Raw genomic sequence first — 24958 nt, 5'->3', positions numbered from 1 at the left:
TGCCCCTCAGAGGTAGTTTCGCTGGGCCCGCTTGGCCTTCTCGTACTCGGCGCGGGCCGCCTCGGTGCCGGACGTCTGCGCCACCTCGGCGACCGGCACGTCCCACCAGGCCTGCGAGTCGGGCGCCGACACGAGTGGGTCGGTCTCGATCTGGATGACGGTGGTGCGGTCGGACTCCTTGGCCGCGGCCAACGCGGCGCGCAGCCCGTCGACGTCGGTCACGCTCACCGTGTCGGCACCCAGGCTCGCCGCGTTCGCGGCCAGGTCGGTGGGCAGGTTGCCGCCGTCGCGGTCGCGATACCAGGTGCCGAAGCGGTTGACCCCGACCGTCTCGGAGAGCGCGCCGATCGACGCGAAGCCGTGGTTGACGACCAGCACGACGATCAGCTTCACGCCCTCGGCGACCGCGGTGACGAGTTCGCTCGACATCATCAGGTAGGAGCCGTCGCCGACCAGCACGAAGACGTCGCGGTCGGGTGCGGCCAGCTTGACGCCGAGACCGCCGGCGATCTCGTAGCCCATGCAGGAATAGCCGTACTCGACGTGGTATTGCTTGGGATCCCGCGGCCGCCACAGCTTGTGCAGGTCGCCGGGCATCGAGCCGGCGGCGCAGACGACCACGCCGCGCTCCCCCGCCGCCTCGTTGACGGCGCCGATCACCGCGCTCTGCGCCGCCAGGGGCTGGTTGTCGAGCGCGTACGCCCGGTCCACGGTGTCGTTCCACGCCGCTGTCAGCCGCAGCGTCTCGGCCCGGTAGTCCTCCGAGACCCGCCAGTCACCCAGAGCGGCGTCGAGTGCGGACAGTCCGGCGCGGGCGTCGGCCACCAAGGACAGTCCACTGTGCTTGGCAGCATCGAACGACGCGACGTTGAGGTTGACGAACCGCACACCCGGGTTGGCGAACAGCGTCCGCGACGCGGTGGTGAAGTCGGAGTAGCGGGTGCCCACCCCGATCACCAGGTCGGCGCCGGCGGCGAGCTGATTGGCCGCGGTGGTGCCGGTGGCGCCGATCGCACCGACCGCGCTCGGGTGCCCGTGCTGCAGCGCGCCCTTACCGGCCTGGGTCTCCCCCACCGGGATCCCGGTCCGCGACGCGAACGAGGAAAGCGCCTCGGTGGCCTCCGCGTAGATGACCCCGCCACCGGCGACGATCAGCGGCCGCTCAGCACCACGAATCGCCGCGACCGCGCGCTCCAGGGCGGCCGGCTCCGGCACTGCCCGCGGCACATGCCAGACCCGGGGCGAAAGAAACTCGGACGGCCAGTCGTAGGCCTCCGCCTGCACGTCCTGCGGCAGCGCCAGCGTCACCGCGCCGGTCTCGACCGGGTCGGTGAGCACCCGCATCGCCCGCAGCGCCGCCTCGACGAGCTGCTCGGGCCGGTTGATCCGGTCGAAATAGCGGGACACCGGCCGCAGGCAGTCATTGACCGAGACATCACCGGCGTACGGCAGTTCGAGCTGTTGCAGCACCGGATCGGCGACCCGGGTGGCGAACGTGTCGCCGGGCAGCAGCAGCACCGGCAGCCGGTTGATGGTCGCGCCCGCGGCACCGGTGATCATGTTGGTCGCACCGGGCCCGACCGAGGTCGTGCAGGCATAGGCCGAGAGCCGGTTGGTCATCCGGGCGTACGCCGCCGCGGTGTGCACCATCGCCTGCTCGTTGCGGGCCAGGTGGTAGGGCATCGTGTCGGCGTACTCGCGCAACGCCTGGCCCATGCCGGCCAGGTTGCCGTGGCCGAAGATGCCGAAGCAGCCGGCGAAGAACCGCCGGCGCACCCCGTCGCGTTCGGTTTCCTGCGCGGCGAGGAACCGGACCAGGGCCTGTGCCACCGTGAGTCTCATGCGGGCCTCCCGTAGAACGGAACGCGCGGGTCGATCGGCTGGTCCGCCCAGGTGTCGCGGATCCAGGCGTGCGCGGGGTCGTCGCGGAACCGCCAGGCCCGGTCACCCGGCCCGGCCATCACGTTGAGGTAGTAGAGGTCGTAGCCGGGCGCCGCCATCGACGGGCCGTGCCAGCCGTGCGGCACCAGCACCACGTCGCCGCTGCGCACCTCGGCAAGCACGTCGATCTCCCGCTCCGGGCCGCTGGTGTAGACGCGCTGATAGCCGGCGCCACCGCGGGCCACCTCGAAGTAGTAGATCTCTTCGAGCTCCGTCTCATCAGGACGGTGCTCGTCGTGCTTGTGCGGCGGATAGCTGGACCAGTTGCCGCCCGGGGTGAGCACCTCGACCACGATCAGCTGCTGGCAGGCGAACGACGACGCGTCGGCCAGGTTGTTGACCTGACGGGTCGCCGACCCGGCACCGCGCACCTCGACCGGCACCTCGCTCGCCGGCCGGTAGCGCAACGGCAGACCAGCCGCGGCGAAGGCGGAAGCGACCGCGAACCGGCCACCGGCCGCACTGCCGAGGGTGACCTGCGAGCCGGGCGGCACGTAGCAGAGGTCGGTGACGGCGGTGAACACGTCAGGACGGCCGTGCAACGTGATCGGTGAACCGTCACAGGTCAGCTCGGCCGCGCCGGACAGCGGCACCACGACCTGCTCGAAAGGCCCGGTGGACCAACTGGTCGACTCCCCGGCCGCGAGCGTGACGATCCGCAGGCCGGTGTGCCGCCACCCGTCGCCGTCCGGCGCGACCTCCGCGCACTGCGGGCGATACCAGCTCACAGCAGGCTCACCGCCGTGTCCACCGCGGCCGCCACGTCGTCGTCGGGCGGGTAGAGCAGCGTCCGGCCGACCACCAGGCCGCGCACCGTCGGCAGCCGCAGCGCCTTCTGCCACGACGCGTAGGTCTCCTCGGGCGCCTCGCCCGGGTCGCCGCCGAGCAGCAGCGCCGGCAGGGTGCTCGCGGTCAGCACCCGCTCCATCTCGGCCACGACCGGGACCTTGAGCCAGGTGTACGCGGACGTCGTGCCGAGCCCCTGCGCGATCGCGATCGACCGGATCACCGCGTCGGGCGACAGGTCGTTGAGTGCCCGGCCGGCCGCGTCACGGCGTACCCAGAAAGGCTCGACCATCGCCATCAGCCGGTTGGCGGCGAGCCCGTTGACCGCGTTGCCGCACCCCTCCAGGGTCGCCGCCGTGGCCGGATCGGTCGGGTCGATCCGGAGCAGCATCTTGCCGCCGTCGAGGTTGCCCGCGACCAGCGAGTCGGCGCGGTAGGCGGTGAACCGGTCATCGATCTCGAACGCGGTGCCCGGGATCCCGCCGCGGTTCATCGAGCCGATGACCACCTTGTCGTCGAGCGCGCCGAGCAGCAGCAGGTCGTCGATCAGGTCCGGGGTGCCGAGCACCCCGTCGACACCGGGTCGGGACAGCGCGAGCAGCATCCGGTCGAGCAGGTCGATGCGGTCGGCCATGGCCATCGGGCGGCCGCCGACCGAGAACGCGCCGCGGGCCGGATGGTCGGCCGCGATGAGCATCAGCCGGCCGCGGGCGGGCAGCAGCGGGCGGCGGCGCCGGGCGGCGGCCGTCACGGCGAGCCGCTCGGGCTCCTCCGCGCGGGTCCGGACCAGCTCCCGCAGCGTGTCGTCACGCATCGTCGCTCATCGCCGTGACCAGCTCCTCAACCTCTTGGGATGTCGGCATGTCGGGGGCGCAGGCGAGCCGGGCGGCGACGTGGGCACCGGCCGCGTTGGCGAACGAGAGCACCCGGGCCAGCGGCCAGCCGGCGAGCAGCCCGTGGCAGAGCGCGCCGCCGAACGCGTCGCCGGCGCCGAGCCCGTTGACCACCTCGACCCGCACCGGCGGCACCCGGACCGTCTCGGTCGCGGTCACACCGAGCACGCCCTCGCCGCCGAGCTTGACCACGGCCAGTTCGAGGCCCTGGGCGAGCAGCGCCGCGGCGGCCCGCTCGGGGTCGTGCTCGCCGGTGGCGACCGCACACTCCTCGGCGTTGCCGACCGCGACGGTGACCAGCGGCAACGCGGCGCGGAAGGCCTCGCCGGCCGCCGCCTCGTCGGGCCAGAACTGGGCCCGGTAGTCGAGGTCGAGAATGGTCAGCGGGGCCCGCTCGCGGGCGCGCAGCGCGGCCAGGTGCGCCGAGCGGCTGGGCTCGGCGGACAGGCCGGTGCCGGTCAGCCAGAGCACGCCGGCCTGGCGCAGCGCGTCGAGGTCGAGGCCGGCCGGGTCGATCCGCAGGTCGGGTGCGGTCGGGTAGCGGTAGAAGTAGATCGGGAACCGGTCGGGCGGGAAGATCTCGCAGAACGTGACCGGGGTCGGCAGGTCGGGCACGGTCGCCACCCAGCGGTCGTCGACGCCGTAGCCGCGCAGTTCCTGGTGGAGGTATTCGCCGAACGGGTCGGCGCCGGTGCCGCTGACCAGGGCGACCCGCCGGCCGTGCCGGGCCGCGGCGACCGCGACGTTGGCGGCCGTGCCGCCGAGCGACTTGGCGAACGTGCGCACCGCGGCGAGCGGCACCCCGATCTGCTCGGGATAGAGGTCGACACCGAGCCGCCCGACCGCGACCACATCGAAGGGACTCACGCCGCCACCTTCCGCAGGTGCTCCAGGCTCCGGCGGACGTCCGCGACCGGCCCTTCGCCCGCGGCGGGTTCCGCGTCGAGCATCGTGTCCTGCTCCAACACATACCAGCCGGCGTAGCCGGCCGCGGTCAGCGCGCCGACGATCGCGGCGATGTCGACATCCCCGTCGCCGAGCGGCCGATACAGGCCGGCCCGGACGGCGTCGGTGTAGCTGACCTCGCCGGCGCGCACCCGCGCCGCCGACGCCGCGTCGACGTCTTTGAGGTGGACGTGCGCGATCCGGCCGGGCACCTCGCGGGCCAGCGCCGCCGGGTCGGTGCCGCCGGCCAGCAGGTGCCCGGTGTCGAGACAGAGCGGGATGGCCGAGCCGTCGAGGACCCGGCGTACCTCATCGGGCCCTTCCACCATCGTGCCGATGTGCGGGTGCAGGGTCGCGGTGACGCCGCGCTCCGCCGCCGCCGTGTTGATCTGGTCGAGGTTGCCGAGCAGCGTCTGCCAACCGAGCGCGTCGAGGTCGGGCCGGGTGTCGTAGCCGTCGGTGCCGGTCGCGGCGGCCAACACGAGCACGCCCGACCATGCGGTCAGCGCCCGGACGACGCCCGGCACCGGGTCGTGGCCGGGGTCGTGCAGCACGACCGGGACGAAGCCGCCGGCCACCTCGAGGTGGTGCCGGCCGAGCAACTCGGCGCGTTCGGCCGGGTCGGCGGGCAGGTAGCCGTCGGGACCGAGTTCGGTCGCGGTCAGCCCCAGCGCGGACATTTCTCTCAGCACTCGGTCGGCGGGCATGCAGTGCCCCCAGCCGGGCACCTCGCAGACGCCCCACGAGATCGGTGCTCCGGCCACCCGGATCACGGCGCCACCTCCGTCAGCTTGACGGGCCTATTCTCCCGGCGGGACAGGTCCGCGGCCTCGGCAACGAGCAGCGCGGCCAGGGCTTCCTCGCCGGGACAGGTGTTCGGCCGGCGGCCCGCGACCAGGTCGACAAAGGCGATGAGCTCGGCAGCGTACGCGTCGCGGAACCGCTCGCCGAAGCCCGCGTAGGGCTGCCCGGTGGCCATCGGCGGCAGCGGCGCGTGCTCGTCGAGCCCGGCGGTCAGCGCGCCGGCGGACCCGTGCGCCTCGAGCCGCACGTCGTAGCCGGCGCCGTTGTAGCGGGTCGCGGTGCAGACGGCGAGCGTGCCGTCGTCGAGGGTGAGCGTCGCGACGGCGGTGTCGACATCGCCGGCCGCCGCGAAGAAGGCGTCGCCGCGGTTGCTCCCGGCCGCCGACACCTCGACGACTTCCCGCCCGGTGACCCAGCGGACCGCGTCGAAGTCGTGCACCGCGCAGTCGCGGAAGATCCCGCCGGAGGTCGAAACGTAGCCGGCCGGTGGCGGCGCGGGGTCGTGCGTCGCCGACCGCACCAGGTGCAGGGTGCCGAGGTCACCGGCGGTGACCGCGCGCCGGACAGCCGAGATGCCGGCGTCGTGCCGGCGCTGGAACCCGACCTGGAGTGGCACCCCGGCCGCGCGCACGGCGGCCAGTGCCGACAGCGTGCCGGCGACGTCGGGTGCGACCGGCTTCTCGCAGAACACCGGCAGCCCGGCGGCCGCGGCTCGCTCGATCAGCTCGCGGTGGGTCTCCGTGTTGGTGGCGACGACGACACCGTCGACGGCGCTCAGCAGGTCGTCGATCGAGGCCGCCGCGGCGCCGACCTTGTCGGCGAGCACCCGGGCCCGCTCGTGGTCGACGTCGCTGATCACCACGCCGGTCACGGACGGCAACGAATCCAGCGTCGAGGCGTGCAGGGCGCCGATGCGTCCCGCACCGATGAGTCCGATGCGCATGTCAGCGAGTCTCGCCGTGCCGCGGAACTCGTGTCAAGTGTTTGTTAAGACATACTGACGTTCGGATCATCCCCTCGGCGGGCCCTATCATGGATCCCCCCGACCGCCCGAGGAGTCCGACGTGGACGGCATCGCCAGCCTGATCACCATCGACCGGTTCAGCCCCGTGCCGCTCTACTTCCAGGTCGCCACCACCCTGGAGGACCTCATCGAGTCGGGCCAACTGCCGGCCGGCTCGCGGCTCGACACCGAGGTGACCCTCGCCGACCGGCTCGGCCTGTCCCGGCCGACCATGCGCCAGGCCATCCAGACGCTGGTCGACAAGGGCCTGGTGGTGCGCAAGCGGGGCGTCGGCACCCAGGTCGTGCACAGCGCGGTGCGCCGCAAGGTCGAGTTGACCAGCCTCGACGACGACCTGCGCCGGGCAAACCGGGAGCCGCGTACGCAGGTGCTGGCGTTCTCGGTCGCCCCGGCGCCGGAGCCGATCCGGGCCGCGCTGCACCTGGAGCCGGGCACCGAGGTCTTCACCATCGAGCGCCTGCGCTTCGCCGACGACGAGCCGCTGGCCCTGATGCACAACCACCTGCCCCGCGCCGTCGCGCCCGGCCTGACCGCGGCCCAACTCGGCGAACGCGGCCTCTACCAGGTGCTGCGCGAACACGGCGTGCAACTGCGGATCGCCGACCAGACGATCGGTGCTCGGCGGGCCACCACGGCCGAGGCGCGGCTGCTCGGCGAGGGCCGCGGCGCACCGTTGCTGACCATGCAGCGGACGGCGTATGACCACGCCGGCCGGGCGGTCGAGTTTGGCTCCCATGTCTACCGCGCCGACCGCTACTCGTTCGAGGTCTCGTTGGTCGCCCGCTGACTCACCATCCCTCGTCTTCGAAGAACGGCATCCGGGCCGTCGAAGGCCGAGCCAGGTCGGCCAGCAGCACCGCGACGCCGACTTCGCCCTTGTAGAGGCTGTGTGCCGGGCGGGCCCGGTCGCGGTGCTCCACCGCTCGCCGCGCCTGCTCCTTCGCGGCGGTCAGCCAGTGCGCGTCGCCCGTGGTCCGATGCAGGTGCAACAACGCGTAGGCCTGGCCGGCCTCGCCACAGCAGAGGTTGCCGGCACCGTCGGCGGCCGCCGCGGTGTGCCGGCCCGCGCCTTCGGCCAGCGCCAGGTGCCGTTCGTCGGCGAGCATCGCGTAGGCGACCGACCAGAGCTGCACGTAGCCGGCGGTGCCGTGGCACCACCCGCTCAGATAGCGCGGCAGCCCGCCGGCGGCGCCGCGCCCGCTGGTGGGCCAGCGCAGCCCCGAGCCACTGGGCTCGGCCAGGGCGGCCAACTCGGCGAGCCGGTCGACAACCGTCGTGGGCGGCGGCGTGCGGCGGGCCCGGTGCCAGGACAGCAGGGCGAACAGCACGCCCGCCCAGCCGTGCGCGACACCGAGGTAGCGCGCGTCGGCCACGGCCGCCGGTGCGCGGATCTCCTCCAGCAGGCCGGCGGCGGTGTCGTCGCCCAGGTCGCGCAGCCCGGCGTGGTCCCGTGCCACCGGCAGGAGGAGCGCACCCGCCAGCAGGGTGCCGGAGCGGCCCAGCGTCAGATCGAGCCGCGTTTCGGCGCGACGCGAGTGGCGCACGAACGCCTCGACCGCGGCCGAGCGTTCCCCGGGTTCACCCGACGCGTGGCTGACCAGCGCCCGCACGGCATAGGTGCCGCTCGCCGTGTGGAAGGGCGACACGACGCCGACGGTCTCGGGCCCGATGTCGAGGTCGGCACTGCGGAACGCCGCGTCGTCGCCCACCGCCGCGACGGCACGGGCGGCCCACACGTCGGCGGTGGCGAGGAGTTCGGGGTCGTCGCGAACGGTGGCGATCCGGTGCAGCGCGTAGGCGATGCCGGCGGCGCCGTAGTTGACCGAGCCGGTCGGCGCCGGCAGCCCGGACGCGAGCAACGATCCGGTCCGGCCGAGGACCTCGTCGAGCAGCGGCGCGGGGCGCGGCGCGGCCGGCGGTCGCGCGGCTGGCGGTCGAGTGGACACGGCCGCCGCGAGCGCACCGGCGAAGGCGTCGACGGAAGGGAAGCGGTCGGCGGCGTTTTTTCGCGAGGGCCCGGCCCAGAACCTTTTCGACCGTGGGCCACGGCGGTCCGCCGTGCTGCGCGAACGGCAGCGCGGGCTCCTCGGCGATCTGTCGCAGCAGTTCCTGCTTCTCCAGCCGGAACTGTTGGTGCTGAGCGCCGGTGAACAGCAGATACAGCAGCGCGGCGAGGGCGTATTGCTCGCCGGCCGGCGTGACCGCCGGCGGTGGAGCGTCACTGCGGGCGGCCCGGGCGTACTCCGGCTCGTAGAAATAGGCCACGCCGCCCCGCGGCGGCGGGCCGAACGCGGTGTCGGCCGAGGCGAAGCCGGCCAGCCCGTAGTCGACGACGCAGACCTCACCGAGCGGGTCGACCAGCACGTTGCGCGGGTGCACGTCGCCGTGCACGACGCCGCGCCGGTGCAGCCGCGCGTAGGCCCGGAGCACCGTGACGCACAGCCGCCCCAGCTCGACGCGATCGTCGGGGAGCCGGCGCAGCTCGTCGGCCACGGTGGACACATGGCGGCCCGGGAACCACGACGTCACCAGGCAGCGATGCCCGTCGAGCGCCGTGTCGGCGAGCAGCCGCGGCGCGACCTCGCCGTCGAGGTGCCGCAGCACCGCCGCCTCGCGGTCGAAGCCGGGCTGTGGTGTGTCGACCGGCGACCGCGACACCTTGAGCGCCACGTCGTCGGTTACCGACCTCGCGATGTAGATCTCGGTGTCTTCGAGCGCCTGCACCCGGTCGAGCACTGTGTAGGAGCCGACCGGTTGGCCGGGCTCGAAGACGCCGGCGACCCCGGCGCGGTCGGCGTCGTCGGCCGCGACCAGCAGCCGCGCCTCGAACAGCTGGCTGATCAGCGGGAAGGCCGACTCGAGATCCTCTTCCGGATCGGTGCCGTGCGCGCGGCTGTAGCCGATGACCGCGTCGACCACCGACGACGGTGCGCGGAAACCGGCGAGCAGCTCGGCGGCCTGTGCGTTGACCACCTTGGACGGTGCCCGGGAGCGGGGCCGGACCAACACGAAGTCGTCTTCCGCGCTGTCGAGCTGAGCGCGCAGGTCGTCGGCCAGCTCGACAACCGGGACGAGTCGGACGTCGGCCGGCAGCACCAACTCGGGTGGCAGGCTCACTGGGCGGCGCCCGCGCCGATCGGGGTCCAGGACCCGGTGTCGACCCCGTCGAGGCGGAGCCGGTCGAGAGCGAACAGCCACGGCTCGGCCGCCGCCCGGGCGCCGGTCAGCGCGACCGCCAGCCGGTTGGTGATCCACAGCCGCCAGCTCTCCTGCCCGAGCCAGGCCGGCACGCTCTCGTCGGGCGGCGGGTCCATCCCCCACGAGAGCAGGCCGTCACCGGCCAGTTCGGCCGTGAACGGCACACCCTGCACGCCGCACCCGGCCAGCTCACCCGACAGCGCACAGGCGAACTCGCGCAGGTCGTCGAGGTTCCAGAAATAGACCATGAGCTTGTCGGGCCGCAGCAGCGCGGCCGGGTCGCCGCCGACCTTGAGGAATGCCGCGGACGAACCGGCGGCGAGTGCCGCGGTGACCCGCAAGGCGCTGCCGACGTCGGCGCAGACCACGCTGACGTAGAGCTTGGCCAGGCCGGCACCGTGGGCCGGGGCACCGCGCCGCGCCCAGCGCAGCCAGGGATCAGGGCCGGTGCCACCCGCCGCGGCTATCCACTCCCGGTGCGGCACACCGCGGTGCAGGCCGAGGTGGCGGGCGACCAGGTCGGGATCGCCGAGCGTGCGAATCCAGTGTGGCGACAGCGGTTGCCGACCGTAGGAATACAGCTTCTCCGACAACCGGCGGGTGTTGGAGAGCTCGAGCGCCTGCCCGTAGCGCACGGCCGCGACGGACAGCCGCGCGATCCGGCCCGTGGCCGGCGGATCGCCGGAAGCCGCGGCCATCCCGTGCGCCGCCGGGCCGGACACGTATCCGTCGTCGACCCGCAGCTCCAGCACGCCGTCGAGCAGCAGCCGCCACAGCTCCGCGCAGACCTCCTCGCTGGCCGGTCGCAGGTATCCGGGCAACCCGCCGGGCTCGCGCAGGGTGTCGAACAGCAGCGCGGTCTCGCGGCACACCGACTTGACGCCGAGTCTGCTCGCCGCGTCACGGGGCCGCAGGATCCCGTAGAAGTCGGCGTCGCGGGTGAGCGCGTGCAGGGCTCGCTGCTCGCCCGGTGGCAGCTGAGCGAACGGCACCAGCTCGTAGGCGGGGTTGGCGCGCAGGGTGGCCGCGGTCAGGTCCGGAGCCGGCACGGGGGCTAGTCTCCGTCGGCCGGGCGCTCCGACAGCTCGACCCGGCGGCGCCGCAGCTCGTCGAGCGCGTCGTTGAGCCGCTCGGTCAGCTGATCGACCTCTTCGATCGTCTGCGGCCGCTCGGCCTCGTCGCGGGCCGCCTCCTGCGCCTCCACCTGCTCGAGCGCCAACCTGAGCTGCTGCTTGAGCAGGGTCAGGTCTTCGGCCTGGCCGATCCCCTCGCCCGGCATCAGGCAGGTGTATCCCTGGCCGCAGCCCCGGCTGAAGTTGGTGACCTCGCAGGTGTAGTTGTAACAGGAGCTCGCCGGGCAGGTGTCGGCGATCAGCGTGCCGTGGGTGCACCGGGTGATCGCGGGACAGGTGACACCGCAGCCGATGACCGAGACGTTGAAGCACGAGTTGGCCGCACAGTTGGGCAACGAGACGCCCGGACAGCGGGGCAACGGCCCGCCACCCTCGGGCAACAGATTGATCATAAGATCGCGGACCTTGAAGACCGGCATGGCGACCCCCTCCTGCGGCCAGCCGACTCGCTGCGGGTGCGGCAGCACCCTCCGGCATTCTCGCCGCTCGCCGCGCGATCCCGCCGGCCCACCCGGCATTGGGCAGATGCTGAGCAATCACCCTCCTATGACGACACATCCCGGCCGATCCGCGCGAGCGGCGACAGCGCCATGAGCAGCGGTGAGAGCAGCATCCCGGCGGCCGTCACCGCCAGGCTCGTGCGCGGGCCCCACTGCGTCGCCAGCACGCCGCCCAGCAGCGATCCGAGCGGGGCCGTGCCCATGCCGGCGAACGTGATCGTCGCCGCCACGCGGCCCTGCAGCTGGTTCGGGGTCAGGGCCTGGCGCACGACCATGACCGTGACGTTGACGAGTTGGCCTAACGCACCGAAGACGAGGTTGGCCGCCACCAGCAACGGCACGGTCGCCGCGGCCCCGCTGTGCAGGGTCGGCACGATCAGGAATGCGCCGTCGCCGATGGCCGCGGCTCCCACCAGGACCGGGCCGTAGCCCAGCCGGGCCGGTAGGCGGGCCGCCAGCAGGGAGCCGAGCAGGGCGCCCGGGCCGGTCGCCGCCAGGACCAGGCCAACCGCGGCGCCGGACAGGTGCAGGTCGCGCGGCAGGAACAGCAGGTAGGCGGTCATCGTGGCGGCGAGGCTGAACTGGAACGCCGCCGACGCGAGGCACACCGTGCGCAGCGCGGCATCAGCGGCCACGAAGCGGACACCGTCGCCGATCCGCTGCCCGATCCGAAGTGGACGCTGCGTGGGGACCGGCTCGTCGGGGCGGATCCGGCGGATGCACAGAAACGAGAGTGCGAAGAACAGGGCGGTGGCGGCGATGCCGAGCGACGACGATGCCAGCGCACCGCCCAGTGCGGGGCCGGCGATCTGGGCGCCGGACCGGCTGCCCTCGATCGCGCTGTTGGCCCGGGCCAACTGGTCCCGGCGGAACAGCCGGACCACCGAGGCCTGGTAGGCCACGTCGAAGAACACCGACAGGCCGCCGACGGCGAACGCGATCACCACGAGTGCCGGCAGGCCCAGACCACCGACGTAGGCGGCCACGACGGCGCCGGTCAGCGCCAGCGCCCGGCCGAGGTCGGCCAACACCATCACGGTCCGGGTGCGCCAGCGGTCGACCCAGGCGCCGACGAACAGCGGCAACAGCAGCAGCGGCGCCTGGCCAACCGCACGCAGGGCGCCCACCTGGTCGGGCCGGGCGCCGAGGGTGAGCACGGCGATCAGCGGCAGCGCCACCAGGGTGGCCTGCTCGCCCAGTTGCGACGCGGTCTGACCGGCCCAGAGCCGGCGGAAGTCAGGATCACTCCAGAGCGAAGCGGAGGAGGCAGGCACGAGGATTCCTTGGGTAAGGTCGTGCCGCGCCGATCGGGGCAGCACGCGAGCCGGTCAGGCCGGAATCGGCCTGGAACGTCAACGCGTGCGCGAGCGACCGGGCATGTTCTCAACTCCCCTATAAGCGGCGGGGCAGCTCCACGAGGTCAAGGTCGTCGGGGGCTTCTCCGTCCAGCGGCACCAGGGTAGCCGGCGGCATGCCGACCGCGCGCATGGTTTCGAGGATGCGGCGTTCGTGCCGGTCGGCCGTTTCGACGACCGGTGCGGTCGGCGTGAAGGTGGCCAGGTAGCGCCGCTTGCTGCCCGCGAGCCAGACCGCGATCGAACCGCGCGCCAGCCAGTCGACGTCGTCTTCTTCGCTCTCGACCTCGCCGCGTGCCGCCTTGCGGCGGTAAAGGAGCAGGCTCACCCCAGCCGAGACGAGCACGGCCAGCCCACCGCCGAAGAGGACGTCTTCGCCCCACCCGAAGAGCAGCCCCCAGAGCACGATCCCGCCGCCGAACGTCAGCAGCCACGCCAGCCGGGAACCCCATAGACCGTCACGCATGGTGCGGAGCGTAGCGCCAGGGCGCAATCAGGAGGGGGCGCCGGCCTCGCGGGTCAGCATGCCGGCCTCGGCCATGTCGTCGACCGTGCCCAGGTAGTGCTCCTCCATCGCCGCCACGATCTCGTCGATCGTGCCGACGCCGAAGATGTCGACCAGGAGTTGGTGGCGGCGGACCGCCTCGTCGAGCGCGATGTGCTGCCGGTCGATCGACGAGCGCATCAGGGCGCCCATCTGGGCGTCGAGCATCCGCCACAGGGAGCCCAGGCGATGCCGGCCGGAGGCGTCGATGATGCAGCCGTGGAACTCGGTGTCGAGGTCGATCATGCGGGCCACGTCGCCGGACTCGGCGGCCTCGCCCATCCGGGCGACGACCTTCTTCATCGCGACGATGAGGCCGGAGCGCTCGCTGACGCTGCGGGCGGCGCCGGCCTCCAGCACGAACCTGGCATAGCAGGCGTCCCGGATGTCTTCGTAGGCCATCCGGGTGACGATGCTGTGCCGCCGCGGCGAGATGTCGACCAGGCCCTCGACCGACAGTTGCCGCAACGCCTCGCGGACCGTGGAGCGGCTGACGCCGAGTTCCTCGGCGATGGTCGCCTCGATCAGCCGCTGCCCGGCCGCGAAGTCGTTGTTGAGGATCCGCCGGCGCAGGAGCAGGTAGACGCTCTCCGGCAGGGATCTGTGCAGGACAGACGCTGGATCGCTCATGGCCGGGAGTTTAGGTGGTCGGGGCGGAGCATGGGCAACGCGTCGGCCGCGATCGTGACCGGCAGGTTCTCGGCCGGCGCGCACAGGATCGGCATCAGGCCCGGGCCGTGCCCCGGCAGCGGGCTGCCGCCGTGCACGATCAGCCCGATCGTGCGATAGCCGCGCCGGTAGCCGGCATTGTGCCGCACGTCGAGGTCGTCGACCGCGACCAGGTCGCCGAGCCGCAGCCCGGGGTCGGTGGCCGGGGTGAGCTGGAGGTCGATGTCCCACATCTGGGCCGGACGACCAATCCCATTCCCGGCGTACGAGGACGGCAGCACCGCCCGCACGACCGCCGACACCGACCCGTCGCCGATCGTCAGCGGCAGCAGTGACAGCGCGCCGGGGTCGGCGTTCAGCAGCGCCACCCCGGGGATCGTGGCGCCCTGGCCGAAGCCGCGCACGACGATGGTGTCGCCCGGCACCAGCCGCGCGAGCACGTCGTCCGGGAACACGACGATGACCCGGCCCTCCTCGCCGCGCTTGCCGAGCACGAAACCCTCGGTGCCGGCCGCCGCGCCGCTGCGCACGAGCGCCCGGTTGCCGAAGCAGGCGAAGGCGGTCAACGCGTGCCGGGCCGCCTGGTCGGCGTGCGCCAGCGTGACGCCGGGCGCGACGTGGTCGCCGTCGACGTCGAAGACCCCGTCACCCACGTGTACGCCGAGCACCACGCCCCCGTCACCGACCGGCACGTAGGGGTGCCCGTCGGCGTCGATGAGGTAGGGCGACGACGGCATGGTGGGCGTCTCCACCACTCCGGTCAGGTTCACCGCGACGGTGGTCACAGCAGTCCTCCAAGGCAGGCGTCGGGGTCGTCGACGATGTGGAACGCTTCGGCCGGTCCGGACAGGATGCTGCTCGGCCCGGGACCGTGCCCGAACAGGCGGCAGTGACCGGTGCTGATCACCCCGATGGTCAGATAGCCGGGCCGGAAGCCACGGCCGAAGCGGTGGTCGCTGTCCTCCAGCACCACGAGGTCACCGATCCGCAGCGACTCGAGCCCGAGGGACAGATCGTCACCCTGACCGGCGTACGCGCCCATCAGGTCGGTGTTGGCGAACTCCGACACCATCCCCGCGCCCGCCCCGACCGCGACGGCCGGCACCCGCGCGGCGACGCCGACCTCGAGCCGGCCGTCGTCGCGGGTGCGCACCGGCAGCCGGTCGAGCAGCCCAGGGTCGAGGTTCTTGGCCACCACGGCCGGGTGGTCGAGCAGCTTGAGCCCCTGGCCGCGGGCCGCCACGGTCACCTGGTCGCCGGTGCTGACCTGGGCCAACTCCTCCTCGACGAGGTCGACCAGCACGTACGCGTGCTGTCCGATGACCTTGCCGGTGAAACCGGCGGCCGGCCCCGAGCGGACCGTGACGGTGTTGCCGACGCAGCTCAGGAACTGCAACGCCATGTTGGCTCCGGCGTCGCGGTGCCGGACGGACAGGCCCGGCTCCAGATGGTCGGCTTCATAGCCGGTGGCCGGGTCACCCGGGTGCACGCCGAGGGTGACCCCGCCCATGCCGGGCAGCAGAAACGGGGTCCCGTCGGCGTCGACCCGGTAGCCGTGCCGGTCGGCCAGGGCGGGCCAGACCTCACCGGCGAGGATCTGGGTCACCAGGCGATCGGCGTTGGTACGTAGGGCCATCAGGCCTCCTCCACGGTCGCGGCGCCGAACCGGAAACCGTGCCCGCGCAACGCGGGCGCGGTGACGGCGCCGTTCCACACGTTCATCACCGGCTGGGACCGGCGCGCCGAACCGACCCCGTCGACGGTGCCGAGGAAGTCGAGGATCGAGTGGGTGAACCTGGCCCCCGCGACCGGCGCGGCCAGCTTGCCGTCGGCGATCAGGAAGCAGCCGTCGCGGCTGACACCGGTGATGGTGGCGGTGACCCGGTCGACCAGCCGCGTGTACCAGAACCGCTGCACGTAGATGCCGTTCTCGACACCGGCGATCAGCTCGGCCTCGGTCGCGTCACCGCCGTCCATCACCATGTTGGCGGCGACCGGCGTGGGCACCTCCTCGCGGGCGATGTGCGCGTGCCCGGTCGAGGCGGTGCCGAGCACGGCGGCCGTGGCCAGGTTGGTCACCGCCTCCCCCACGACACCGCGGGTCAGCAGCGGCACCCGCCGCTTCGGCGTGCCCTCCATGTCGAACCCGATCGGCAGGCCGATCGTGGTCGTGGCGTCGTCGGCGACGGTCACCAGCGACGAGGCCACCTGCTGGCCGGCCCGCTGGGCCACCAGCCCGACCCCGGCGGCGGCGAGTTCGCCGGAGAAGCCGGCGTCCTCGAGGAACGTCAGCAGCTCGCCGGCGGCCTGCGGGCCGAGCACGATCGTGTAGTGCCCGTCGGGCACCGGGATGCGGCCCTGGCCGGCGACGGCCTCGGCGATGGTGCGCTCGACGCTGGCGGCCAGGTCGATCGCGCCGACCGACCGGTGCAGGTCGATCCAGTGCGAGGTGCCGTCGGCGACGGTGGCGGTCAGCGTGCCGAGCGCCTCGGTGGCCAGCGCGTGGTGTGCGACGCCGGCCGAGTTGACCACGGCGATCTGGGTCAGCGCGCGGCCGAACATGCCGGCCGCCTCGCCGCCCGCGGCCGCCGCGCCGCGCATCGTCTGCCCGGCCGCGGTGGCCCGGGCGGCGGCGTCGAAGGCCGCGGTGTCGTCGTGCCAGAGCGGCACGTCCGGCGCGGACGCCGGAAGCGAGACCCCGGCCGAACCGGCGGCTCCCCCGGCCCGCCGCGCGAGCGCCCGGGCGGCGGCCGCGGCCCGCTCGACCGCCTCGGACAGGCCGTCCAGCGTGCCGGTGGCGGCCCGGGCGGCGTGTCCGTCGACGATCGCGCGTACGGAATATTGGGTTTCCAGAATGTCCTGGGGCTGGTGCACCCGGCCGCCGGCGAACCGGGTGTATTCGCCGGCCCGGCCGAGCAGGGGTGATCTCGACGGCGTCGGCGGCCGGCACCTTGGCGGCGGCCGCGAGGTGGTCGAGCAGCCCGTCCGGGGCCACCGGTGGGGCGAACGAGGTCATCAGGCCACTCCGATCCGCAGGTCACGCACCAACATCGGGGAGGCGCCGTGGCTCAGGAAGCCCCATTGCTTGGGCTCGCCCTTGCCGCACGGGTAGCCGAACGCCCGGAACTCCGCCGGCCCGGCGACGGCTTCCACCGAGCCCCAGAACTGCGGCGTGACACCGCCGTAGGAGAAGTTCTTCAGCAGCCGGCCGCGGCGGCCACGCTTGACCTCGTACGCCACCTCGGTTCCGAACTGGAAGTTGAGCCGCTGGTTGTCGATCGACCAGCTCCGGTTGTCGTCGATGTAGTAGCCGTCGCCCATCCGGTCGAGGAGCTCGTCGAGGCTGCCGCCGTCGCCGGGCTCGAGGTAGACGTGGGTGGAGAAGCAGACCGGCAGGTAGGCCCAGCCGTCGGAACGGGCCGCACCGGTGAGCGCGAGCCCGGACCGGGCCGCCGAGTCGCGGGTGGACAGGGTGTTGCGCACGATGCCGCGGTCGATCAGGGCCGCGCGGCGGGCCGGGTGCCCTCGTCGTCGAACGCGAAGCTGCCCCGGGTGCCGGGGACGGTCGGGTCGGAGGCGATGGTGACCGCGTCCGAGCCGTAGCGCAGCGAGCCGACGTCGCGGGCCTTGATGAACGAGGTGCCGGCGTAGTTGGCCTCGTCGCCGAGGATCCGGTCGAGCTCCAGGGCGTGCCCGGACGACTCGTGGATCTGCAGCGAGACCTGCTGCGCGCCGATCACCACGTCGGCGTAGCCGCGCGGCGCCAGCGGCGCGGTCAGCAGCGCGACCGCCTCCTCGCCGACCCGGGCGGCGTTCTCGCGCATGCCGAGCGAGGCCAGGTATTCCCAGCCGGCGCCGGCGGTGTTGCCGTGGAACGAGTTCGGGTAGCTGCGCCGCTGCACGTCGCCGTGCCCGGCCGCGGTGACCACCAGCATCGCGCCGGTCTCCAGCAGGTGCTGGTGCTGGCGCGACCCCTCGGTGTTGGCGAAGTGCCGGTGCTGCCGCTTGGCGTTGACACCGGCCTGCGCGGCGGCCACCTCGGCGGGCGCGCTGGCCGCGCCGAGCCAGCCGGCGAGCAGGTCGTGCCGCTCGGCGGTGTCCACAGTGAACGGGTCGACCTCGGCCGAGGTCTCGTAGCGGCCGCTGACCGGCAGCCGCGGCGGCAGCGAGACCGGCTTGCCGCTGCCGGCCAGGGCGACGGCCGACGCGTACGCCGAGCGGGCCGCCGTGGCGGCGTCGGCGTGCGACGCGAGTGGCCGGGCGGCGAACCCCCACTGCCCGCCGACCAGCACCCGCACCCCGATGCCGACGTTCTGCTCGATCCGCTCGTCGGGGTCGGCACCGAGCTGGGCGTAGGACCGCAGCTCCTCGCACTCGATCAGTCGGGCGTCGGCATACTCGACCCGGCCATCCACAGTGTCCAGTGCCGATTCGAGGATCGCGCGGGCGCCCGCGTCGTCAGCGAGCGCCCCCCACTCGTGCGCTGTCACGCGGACTCCAACGGGAACGACACCCACGCCCGGTCGCGGAACGACTTCTCGAACGCGTTGATGGTCTCCTGCACCAGCGCGCCCTGAGCGAAGTCGCCCTGGTTGACCGCGTTGCCGGAGAGGATCTCGGTGGTGAAGTCGGCGCAGAGGTTGGAGTAGAACAGGAAGTCCCAGTCTTCCCGGCTGTGCCCGCCGGCCGGGAAGAACTCCTGCGGGATCTCCTGCTCGACGAACTCGACCGAGCCCTTGGTGGCCGTCTTGATGGTCTGGCAGATGCCGAACTCCTCGACCAGCCGAACGATGATGGCGCCCTCGGAGCCGAAGATGCGCGCTTCGATGCCGGGGAAGTTGCCGACCGTGACGTAGGACGACTGGATCGAGGCCAGCACGCCGTTGTCGAACTCGCCGATCCACATGTCGCCGTCGTCGATGTTGAGGCGCTGCACGACGCCGGTGTCGCGGACCATCCGCTGGGGCACGAAGTTGCGCATGGTGCCGACGACGGAGGTCAGGTTGCCGCCGCTCCACCAGTGCATGATGTCGATGATCGGCGCGCCGTAGCCCTCGATCGACGAGGTCGTCAGCACGTCGGGGTCCGCGTCGGGGTCGACCTGGCGCATCGGGGTCGCCGGGTCGATCCACTGGCTGTTCTGCTCATACCCGTTGAAGATGTACGGGGTTCCGACGAAGCCCGCGTCGATCAGGCTCTTGGCATACTGCACCGCGGGCGCGTAGCGGAACGTGAAGCCCAGCTTGGTCTTCAGGCCCTTGCTGCGGGCCAACTCGGCCAGCGCCCGGGTCTCCCGGTTGTCGTGGTGCACCGGCTTCTCGCACAGCACGTGCTTGCCGGCGTCGAGCGCCGCCGCCGAGATCTCGTAGTGGGCCCGGTTGGCGGTCGCCACGTCGACGACGTCGACATCGGGGTCGTCGAGCAGCTCGCGATAGTCAGTGACCAGCTTCTTGACGCCGAACCGCTCGCCCGCCTCGGCGAGCGCGGTGGGGTTGGTGTCGGCGAGCGCGACGACCGCGACGCGCGGGTCGCGCTGCCAGCCGGGGATGTGGGCGCGCTGGGCCCAACGGCCCGCGCCGGCTACGGCCACGCGCAGCTTGTCACTCATGGTGTTTCCTTTCCGTTTCGGTTCCGGGCTGGTCTAGCGACGCACCCGGGGGTCGACCAGCGCGTAGGCGAGGTCGACGAGGAGGTTCATAACGACGATGAAGAAGGCGGCGAACAGCACGGCGCCGGTGATCATGGGGACGTCCAGCGTGCCGATCGCGTCGAAGGTGAGCTTGCCGGCGCCGGGCAGGCCGAAGACCGACTCGATGACCACGACACCGCCGAGGAAGTAGCCCAGGTCCATGCCGAGCATCGTCAGCAGCGGGCTGAGCACGTTGCGCAGGCAGTGCCGCAGCAGCACGACCCGCTCGGGCATGCCCTTCGCGCGGGCCATCTGCACGTAGGGGCTGCGCAGCGCTTCCAGCATGTTGGTCCGGGTGAGCCGGGCATACCAGGCCGCGCCGCCCAGGCCGAGGGTGAAGCTGGGCAGGATCAGATAGTTGATGTACGGCGCCGCGTAGCCGGACAGCGGGAACAGGTTGAACTTGAACGCCAGCACGTAGAGCAGCAGCAGGCCGAGCCAGAACGGCGGCGCGGACAGGCCGATCAGGGTCGCCAGCGTGGTGGTCCGGTCGGCGAGCTTGCCCGGCCGGTAGGCGGCCAGGATCCCGACCGGGATGCCCAGCACCGCCTCCCACAGCACGCCGAGCACGGCCAGCGCCGCGCTGATCGGCAGCGCCCGCAGGATCGCACCGGCCACCGGGGTGTTCTGGAGCGCGAAGCTGGTGCCCAGGTCGCCGTGCAGCAGGCCGACCAGATACTTCCCGTACTGGTACCAGATGCTGCGGTCGAGGCCGAGCTGGTGGTGGATCGACGCGACCGTCTCGGCGCTGGCGTTGGGTCCGGCGATGAGCCGGGCCGGGTCGCCGGGCACCACGTGGGTCAGCAGGAAGGCGAGGGTCACCACTCCGAACAGGACGATGACCGCCTGCGGGATGCGGCGCAGCAGGAACCGGGTCATCAGCGGCGCTCCGGTGCGGTCGGGTCGAGGAGGTCGCGCAGCCAGTCGCCGGCGAGGTTGAAGGCGAGCACGGTGAGCACCAGGCAGACGCCGGGGGCGAAGAGCAGCCAGGGCGCGATCTGGAAATACTCCTTGCCCTGCTCGATCATCTGGCCCCAGGACGCCGTCGGCACCGGGACGCCGACGCCGAGGAACGACAGCGAGGCCTCGATCAGGATCGACGACGCGACGCCGAGGGTGGCGTACACGATGATGGTCGGCACCAGGTGTGGGAACAGGTGCTTGCGCATGATCCGCCAATGCGACAGGCCCATCGTGCGGGCCGCGACCACGAACTCCCGCTCGCGCAGCGACAGCACCTGGCTGCGGATGATCCGGGCCAGCGTGGTCCAGTAGATGAGGGCGATGACGATCACGACGTTGCGCTCGCTGGGCCCGGTGACCGAGATCAGCGCGATGCAGAACAGCAGGATCGGGAACGACATCACGACGTCGGTCAGCCGCATCAGGATCGTCTCGACCCAGCCGCCCAGGTAGCCGGCGGTCAGCCCGACCAGGACACCGACGATGGTGGCCAGGCCGTTGGCGAGGATGCCGATGACCAGCGAGACCCGGGCGCCGTAGAGGAGGCGGGCCAGCACGTCGCGGCCGTTGGGGTCGGTGCCGAGCGGGAAGCCGTGGCCGGGGCCGATCGGCGCGCCGTTGGCGGCCAGCCCCTCCTGGTAGGTCTGTAGCGGCGGGTGCGGCGCGAGCAGCGGTGCGAAGATCGCGGCCAGGGCCAGCAGCACCAGCAGGGTGATCGAGATCAGCGCGGGCAGGTCGTGGCGCAGGCTGCTCAGCGTCCGGCGCAGCCCGGTCGGCGCGGCGACCGGAACGGCCTCGGCCAGCGGCGGGGCGGTCACTTGGTGCTCCCCTCGATGGCGGTCGGGACCGCGTCGGCGTGATGGCAGGCGGCCCGGTGCCCGGCCGCGTCTTCAACCAGCGCGGGGCGCTCGACGCGGCAGATCTCGGTGGCCAGCGGGCAGCGCGGTGCGAACGCGCAGCCGGTCAGCTCGGCGTCCGCGGGTGGTGCCTCGCCGCGGACGACGCCGCGCCGGTGCCGGCGGCCGGCGCCCGGCTCCGGGATCGCGGCGAGCAGCGCCCGGGTGTAGGGGTGGCGCGGGTTCGCGAAGACCTCGGCGGAACTGGCGAGCTCGACGATCCGGCCCTGATACATGATCGCCACGTCGTCGGCGATGAACCGCAGCGTCGACATGTCGTGCGAGATGAACAGGTAGGCCAGCCCGTCGGCCTCCTGGAGGTCCTTGAGCAGGTTGAGGATCTGCGCGCGGACCGAGACGTCGAGCGCGGAGACGGCCTCGTCGCAGACCAGCACCTGCGGCCCGACGGCGAGCGCACGGGCGATCGACACCCGCTGACGCTGGCCACCGGAGAGCTGGTGCGGGTAGCGGCCGGTGAACGCGGCCGGCAGCCCGACCCGGTCGAACAGCTCGCGGGTCCGGCTCACCTGGTCGGGCCGGGGCACGCCGGCCGCGGTCAGCGCCTCGCCGACGTTCTCACCCGCGGTGAGGCGCGGGTTGAGCGAGTCGTAGGGGTCCTGGAAGACCATCTGCATGTGTGCCCGGAACTTTCGCAGCGCGCCGCCCCGCAGGGTGGTCACCTCCCGGCCGGCGACCTGGACCGAGCCGGACGCGGGGTCGTGCACCCGCATCAGGGCGCGGGCGACGCTGCTCTTGCCGGAACCGGACTCGCCGGCCAGGCCGAGCGTCCGGCCGGCCTCGATGGCGAAGCTGACGGCGTCGACGGCGGTCAACTCGGCTTTGCGGAAGGCACCTCGGCGGGGGTAGCGCACGGTCAGGTCCCGCACGGCGACGACGCTCATCGCTTCGCCTCCAACGTCAATGGGAAGTGGCAAGCCGCGGCGGTGCGGGGCCCGGTGGACCTCGTCGCCGGCGCCTCGGTGCGGCAGAGGTCCTGGGCGTGCGGGCAGCGGTCGGCGAACGCGCACGAGCCGGTCGGCACGTCGCCGAACGGCGGGGAACCCGGGACCGTCGGCAGCCGGCGCGGCAGGTCACCGACGAGCCGGGGAATCGAATCCAACAACGCCCGGGTGTACGGGTGTGCCGGCGCGGCCACGATGTCGTCGGTCGGGCCGGCCTCGACGACCTGGCCGGCGTACATGACCAGGATCCGGTCGCAGAAGCTGGAGATGACGCCGAGGTCGTGGCTGACCAGGATGGTCGCGGTGTCGTGCTGCTCGGTGAGCTCGTCGAGCAGGTCGAGCACCTGGGCCTGGACGGTGACGTCGAGGGCGGTGGTGGGCTCGTCGGCGATGATCAGCTTGGGGGTGCACGCGGCGGCGATGGCGATGCAGACCCGCTGGCGCATGCCGCCGCTGAACGCGTGCGGGTAGTCGTCGAGGCGGCGCTCGGCGTCGTCGATGCCGACCAGCCGCAGCAGCCGCACGGCCTCCGCGCGGGCGGCGGCCTTGCCGAGCCCGCGATGCCGGCGCAGGCCCTCGGTGATCTGCGTGCCGACCCGCAGCAGCGGGTTGAGGCTCGACATCGGGTCCTGGAACACCATGGCAATGTCGGCGCCGCGCCAGGCGGCCAGGCGGGCCGGGTCGAAGCCCAGCACGTCCTGCCCGGCGAACCGGATCTGGCCGCCGACCGCGGCGGTCGGCGGTAGCAGCCGCATCACCGCCTGTGCGGTGACCGACTTGCCGGACCCGGACTCGCCGACGATGCCGACCCGCTCGCCCGCCGCGACGCGCAGCGAGACCCCGCGGACCGCGGTCGTGCGCGCTCCTTGCCGGGTGAAGTCGACGGTGAGGTCGTCGACTTCGAGGATGGCTGTCATCGGGTTCCCTTGGTTGATGAGGGGTGGGTGGCGATGCGGTCCGCGCCGCGGAGAAGGGATCGTGGCGCGGGCCGCATCGCCGGAGGGGAAGGTCAGCGGCTTGCCGTGCCGGTGGTCTTCCAGTAGTTGGTCATGTCCCAACCCCAGATCGGCTGGGAGTGGTAACCGCCGACCGTCTTGCCGAACACCTCGGTCTTGGAGCCGTAGTAGAGCGGAACGACCGGGTTGTCGGCGAGCATCTTCGTGGTCGCCTGGGTGTAGAGCTTGTTGGCCTCGTCCACAGTGGAAGCGGCGAGGGCCTGGTTGACCAGGCTGTCGACGTCCTTGTTGCAGTAGAACGAGTAGTTCTGCGCGCCCGGCACGGCCGAGGCACAGGACAGCAGCGCCTGGTAGAAGTCACTGCCGTCGGGGTAGTCGGCCACCCAGAACGTCAGCGTCATCGGCGCCTTGTTGGGCGTCGCGGCCAGCTCGAAGAACGCGCTCTGCTGGATCGGCTGGGCGTTGACCTTGATGCCGATCTTGCCCAGATCCTGCTGGAGCTGCGGCAGCAGCGCGGTCCACGGGTCGGTGTTCCAGGAATACATCGTGGTCTCGAAGCCGTTGGGGTAACCGGCCTCGGTCAGCAGCTGCTTGGCCTTCGCGATGTCCTGGTCGTGCACCAGCTTGTCGGAGGTGTAGCCGGTGATCCCCTTGGGCAGGTATTCGTTGGCCACCTCGCCCTGACCCGCGACGAGCTTGAGCAGGAAGCTGCGGTCGAACGCGTAGGAGACGGCCTCGCGCACCTTCGGGTTGTCGAAGGGCTTCATCTTCGTGTTCATCGTGACGTAGTAGGTCGACGGCTTGACGATCGTCTTCGTCTGCGCCTTGAGCGAGGCGTCGTTGCTGACCTGGAGGTAGTCGGCGGCCGGGATCGGGTCGCCCATCAGGTCGATCTGACCCTTCTGCAGCTCGAGGAGCTGCACGTGCGGGTCGACGCCGAGCTTCTCGACGACCTTGTCCACATAGGGCTTCGGCGAGTCCCAGTACTTGGCGTTGCGGTTGACCACGATCTCCGAGCCGGGCGTGAAGTGGTCGAGCACGAACGGGCCGGACCCGATCGGCTTGCTGGCCGAGTCCTTCTCGATGATCGACGCGTGCGGCATCGCCAGCACATACTTGAACGCGCTGTTCGGCGCGGTCAGCTGGATCTGCACGGTGCTGTCGTCGACCGCGGTGATGCCGGTCAGCGGGGTCGCGGTGTTCTTCGCGTAGTCGGCCGCGCCCTTGACGCCGGTCCAGAAGCTCGCCACCGGCGACTTCGTGGCCGGGTCGAGGATCCGGTCGAAGGAGTAGACGACGTCGGCTGCGGTCACCGGCTTGCCGTCGGTGAACGTCATGCCGGAGCGCAGCTTCACGGTGTAGGTGAGGCCGTCCTGGCTGACCTGCGGCATGTCGGCCGCGGCCTGCGCCTCGATCTCCATGGTGTCGCCGACGTAGTCGTACAGCCGGTCGTACATCATCCGCATGTTGTTCCAGCAGGTGGCGTCGTAGCACACTGCCGGGTCGAAGGTCTTCGGGTCGCTCTTGTAGGCGACCGTCATCGTCTGGCCGAAGCGCGGCTCGGTGCCCGAGCCGGAGCCGGCCGCGCCGGTGGACGAGTCGTTGCTGTTGCCGGCACAGGCGGCGGTGACCGCGAGCGTGCCGGCGAGCAGCACGCCGAGGACCGGCCGGAGGGGTTTGCGTATCACGTGCGCTCCATC

General features: G+C 72.3%; 22 protein-coding genes and 2 pseudogenes. 1 reads left to right on the top strand and 23 read right to left on the bottom strand.

All coding sequences use genetic code 11. From position 1 onward, the window contains the following. Positions 1 to 6 precede the first annotated feature (6 nt). The 6 genes from iolD to DFJ67_RS29580 are packed head-to-tail and all read right to left on the bottom strand — an operon-like array spanning position 7 to position 6312. Positions 7 to 1842 (bottom strand): 3D-(3,5/4)-trihydroxycyclohexane-1,2-dione acylhydrolase (decyclizing), encoded by a 1836-nt coding sequence (gene iolD, locus DFJ67_RS29605; RefSeq protein WP_116071087.1) that lies wholly within the window; start codon positions 1840 to 1842, stop codon positions 7 to 9. Continuing rightward, entirely contained in the window at positions 1839 to 2669 is an 831-nt protein-coding gene (gene iolB, locus DFJ67_RS29600) for a 5-deoxy-glucuronate isomerase (RefSeq protein WP_203784071.1), read from the bottom strand. The genes iolD and iolB overlap by 4 nt, the downstream gene beginning before the upstream one ends. Further along, positions 2666 to 3541: a Cgl0159 family (beta/alpha)8-fold protein gene (locus DFJ67_RS29595; RefSeq protein WP_116071083.1), complete on the bottom strand. Its 876-nt coding sequence runs from the start codon at positions 3539 to 3541 to the stop codon at positions 2666 to 2668. The genes iolB and DFJ67_RS29595 overlap by 4 nt, the downstream gene beginning before the upstream one ends. Beyond that, positions 3534 to 4487 (bottom strand): 5-dehydro-2-deoxygluconokinase, encoded by a 954-nt coding sequence (gene iolC / locus DFJ67_RS29590; RefSeq protein WP_116071080.1) that lies wholly within the window; start codon positions 4485 to 4487, stop codon positions 3534 to 3536. Before iolC ends, DFJ67_RS29595 begins: the two co-directional genes overlap by 8 nt. After that, positions 4484 to 5338 (bottom strand): TIM barrel protein, encoded by an 855-nt coding sequence (locus DFJ67_RS29585; protein ID WP_239097473.1) that lies wholly within the window; start codon positions 5336 to 5338, stop codon positions 4484 to 4486. The genes iolC and DFJ67_RS29585 overlap by 4 nt, the downstream gene beginning before the upstream one ends. After that, positions 5335 to 6312: a Gfo/Idh/MocA family protein gene (locus DFJ67_RS29580; protein ID WP_116071078.1), complete on the bottom strand. Its 978-nt coding sequence runs from the start codon at positions 6310 to 6312 to the stop codon at positions 5335 to 5337. The genes DFJ67_RS29585 and DFJ67_RS29580 overlap by 4 nt, the downstream gene beginning before the upstream one ends. A gap of 121 nt (positions 6313 to 6433) precedes the next feature. On the opposite strand from DFJ67_RS29580, the gene DFJ67_RS29575 reads away from it, so the two are divergent. Further along, positions 6434 to 7180: a GntR family transcriptional regulator gene (locus DFJ67_RS29575; RefSeq protein WP_116071076.1), complete on the top strand. Its 747-nt coding sequence runs from the start codon at positions 6434 to 6436 to the stop codon at positions 7178 to 7180. A 1-nt stretch (position 7181) separates the two neighbouring features. Here the strand turns inward: DFJ67_RS29575 and DFJ67_RS42945 are convergent, their stop codons facing one another. The 17 genes and pseudogenes from DFJ67_RS42945 to DFJ67_RS29495 all read right to left on the bottom strand — a co-directional run bounded on the left by DFJ67_RS42945 (position 7182) and on the right by DFJ67_RS29495 (position 24946). Next, the gene (locus DFJ67_RS42945; protein WP_244940443.1) at positions 7182 to 8339 is read right to left on the bottom strand and encodes a lanthionine synthetase LanC family protein; all 1158 of its coding nucleotides are present in this window, start codon (positions 8337 to 8339) and stop codon (positions 7182 to 7184) included. 133 nt (positions 8340 to 8472) lie between these two features. Next, positions 8473 to 9063: pseudogene (locus DFJ67_RS44035) on the bottom strand (phosphotransferase); the annotation flags it as partial. Between the two features lie 443 nt (positions 9064 to 9506). Further along, complete coding sequence (locus tag DFJ67_RS42940; RefSeq protein WP_170216043.1) at positions 9507 to 10640, bottom strand: hypothetical protein; 1134 nt, start codon at positions 10638 to 10640, stop codon at positions 9507 to 9509. A 5-nt stretch (positions 10641 to 10645) separates the two neighbouring features. Next, positions 10646 to 11116: a hypothetical protein gene (locus DFJ67_RS29560; protein ID WP_147315653.1), complete on the bottom strand. Its 471-nt coding sequence runs from the start codon at positions 11114 to 11116 to the stop codon at positions 10646 to 10648. Between the two features lie 152 nt (positions 11117 to 11268). Beyond that, positions 11269 to 12498 carry an MFS transporter gene (locus tag DFJ67_RS29555; RefSeq protein ID WP_203784077.1) on the bottom strand — a complete coding sequence of 410 codons (1230 nt, stop codon included), beginning with the start codon at positions 12496 to 12498 and terminating at the stop codon, positions 11269 to 11271. A 118-nt stretch (positions 12499 to 12616) separates the two neighbouring features. Then, the gene (locus DFJ67_RS29550; RefSeq protein WP_116071070.1) at positions 12617 to 13045 is read right to left on the bottom strand and encodes a hypothetical protein; all 429 of its coding nucleotides are present in this window, start codon (positions 13043 to 13045) and stop codon (positions 12617 to 12619) included. Between the two features lie 27 nt (positions 13046 to 13072). Further along, the gene (locus tag DFJ67_RS29545) at positions 13073 to 13753 is read right to left on the bottom strand and encodes a GntR family transcriptional regulator (protein ID WP_116071068.1); all 681 of its coding nucleotides are present in this window, start codon (positions 13751 to 13753) and stop codon (positions 13073 to 13075) included. After that, positions 13750 to 14577: a DUF4438 family protein gene (locus DFJ67_RS29540; RefSeq protein WP_116071066.1), complete on the bottom strand. Its 828-nt coding sequence runs from the start codon at positions 14575 to 14577 to the stop codon at positions 13750 to 13752. Before DFJ67_RS29540 ends, DFJ67_RS29545 begins: the two co-directional genes overlap by 4 nt. After that, the gene (locus tag DFJ67_RS29535; RefSeq protein ID WP_239097474.1) at positions 14574 to 15428 is read right to left on the bottom strand and encodes a DUF4438 family protein; all 855 of its coding nucleotides are present in this window, start codon (positions 15426 to 15428) and stop codon (positions 14574 to 14576) included. The genes DFJ67_RS29540 and DFJ67_RS29535 overlap by 4 nt, the downstream gene beginning before the upstream one ends. Then, positions 15428 to 16666: a TldD/PmbA family protein gene (locus tag DFJ67_RS29530; RefSeq protein ID WP_211333973.1), complete on the bottom strand. Its 1239-nt coding sequence runs from the start codon at positions 16664 to 16666 to the stop codon at positions 15428 to 15430. The genes DFJ67_RS29535 and DFJ67_RS29530 overlap by 1 nt, the downstream gene beginning before the upstream one ends. Positions 16667 to 16807: 141 nt before the next feature. Continuing rightward, positions 16808 to 18084, bottom strand: a pseudogene (locus DFJ67_RS44585) (TldD/PmbA family protein). A gap of 194 nt (positions 18085 to 18278) precedes the next feature. Further along, on the bottom strand, positions 18279 to 19400 hold the full coding sequence (locus DFJ67_RS29520; protein ID WP_116071064.1) for a Gfo/Idh/MocA family protein: 1122 nt from the start codon (positions 19398 to 19400) through the stop codon (positions 18279 to 18281). Positions 19401 to 19433: 33 nt separating this feature from the next. Further along, a complete protein-coding gene (locus DFJ67_RS29515; RefSeq protein WP_116071062.1) occupies positions 19434 to 20360 on the bottom strand; it encodes an ABC transporter permease in 927 nt (308 codons plus the stop codon). Beyond that, on the bottom strand, positions 20360 to 21262 hold the full coding sequence (locus DFJ67_RS29510) for an ABC transporter permease (RefSeq protein WP_116071060.1): 903 nt from the start codon (positions 21260 to 21262) through the stop codon (positions 20360 to 20362). The genes DFJ67_RS29515 and DFJ67_RS29510 overlap by 1 nt, the downstream gene beginning before the upstream one ends. Then, positions 21259 to 22242, bottom strand: a complete 984-nt coding sequence (locus DFJ67_RS29505) for an ABC transporter ATP-binding protein (RefSeq protein WP_116071058.1) — start codon at positions 22240 to 22242, stop codon at positions 21259 to 21261. The genes DFJ67_RS29510 and DFJ67_RS29505 overlap by 4 nt, the downstream gene beginning before the upstream one ends. Then, positions 22239 to 23219, bottom strand: coding sequence for an ABC transporter ATP-binding protein (locus DFJ67_RS29500; RefSeq protein ID WP_116071056.1), 981 nt, complete (start codon positions 23217 to 23219; stop codon positions 22239 to 22241). The genes DFJ67_RS29505 and DFJ67_RS29500 overlap by 4 nt, the downstream gene beginning before the upstream one ends. A 92-nt stretch (positions 23220 to 23311) precedes the next feature. Continuing rightward, on the bottom strand, positions 23312 to 24946 hold the full coding sequence (locus DFJ67_RS29495) for an ABC transporter substrate-binding protein (protein WP_116071054.1): 1635 nt from the start codon (positions 24944 to 24946) through the stop codon (positions 23312 to 23314). Positions 24947 to 24958 lie beyond the last annotated feature (12 nt).

It is taken from the genome of Asanoa ferruginea, from assembly GCF_003387075.1.
Classification (GTDB): Bacteria; Actinomycetota; Actinomycetes; order Mycobacteriales; family Micromonosporaceae; genus Asanoa; species Asanoa ferruginea.
The sequence above is the reverse complement of the archived record's forward strand: the minus strand, read 5'-3'. Positions and strand labels throughout refer to the sequence as shown.

What these genes read in the sequence shown, in the direction of transcription:
- iolD (WP_116071087.1), bottom strand. Translation starts at nt 1,842, where the DNA reads ATGAGACTCACGGTGGCACAGGCCCTGGTCCGGTTCCTCGCCGCGCAG.
- DFJ67_RS29595 (WP_116071083.1), bottom strand. Translation starts at nt 3,541, where the DNA reads ATGCGTGACGACACGCTGCGGGAGCTGGTCCGGACCCGCGCGGAGGAG.
- DFJ67_RS29580 (WP_116071078.1), bottom strand. Translation starts at nt 6,312, where the DNA reads ATGCGCATCGGACTCATCGGTGCGGGACGCATCGGCGCCCTGCACGCC.
- DFJ67_RS29560 (WP_147315653.1), bottom strand. Translation starts at nt 11,116, where the DNA reads ATGATCAATCTGTTGCCCGAGGGTGGCGGGCCGTTGCCCCGCTGTCCG.
- DFJ67_RS29550 (WP_116071070.1), bottom strand. Translation starts at nt 13,045, where the DNA reads ATGCGTGACGGTCTATGGGGTTCCCGGCTGGCGTGGCTGCTGACGTTC.
- DFJ67_RS29545 (WP_116071068.1), bottom strand. Translation starts at nt 13,753, where the DNA reads ATGAGCGATCCAGCGTCTGTCCTGCACAGATCCCTGCCGGAGAGCGTC.
- DFJ67_RS29535 (WP_239097474.1), bottom strand. Translation starts at nt 15,428, where the DNA reads ATGGCCCTACGTACCAACGCCGATCGCCTGGTGACCCAGATCCTCGCC.
- DFJ67_RS29520 (WP_116071064.1), bottom strand. Translation starts at nt 19,400, where the DNA reads ATGAGTGACAAGCTGCGCGTGGCCGTAGCCGGCGCGGGCCGTTGGGCC.
- DFJ67_RS29515 (WP_116071062.1), bottom strand. Translation starts at nt 20,360, where the DNA reads ATGACCCGGTTCCTGCTGCGCCGCATCCCGCAGGCGGTCATCGTCCTG.
- DFJ67_RS29505 (WP_116071058.1), bottom strand. Translation starts at nt 22,242, where the DNA reads ATGAGCGTCGTCGCCGTGCGGGACCTGACCGTGCGCTACCCCCGCCGA.
- DFJ67_RS29500 (WP_116071056.1), bottom strand. Translation starts at nt 23,219, where the DNA reads ATGACAGCCATCCTCGAAGTCGACGACCTCACCGTCGACTTCACCCGG.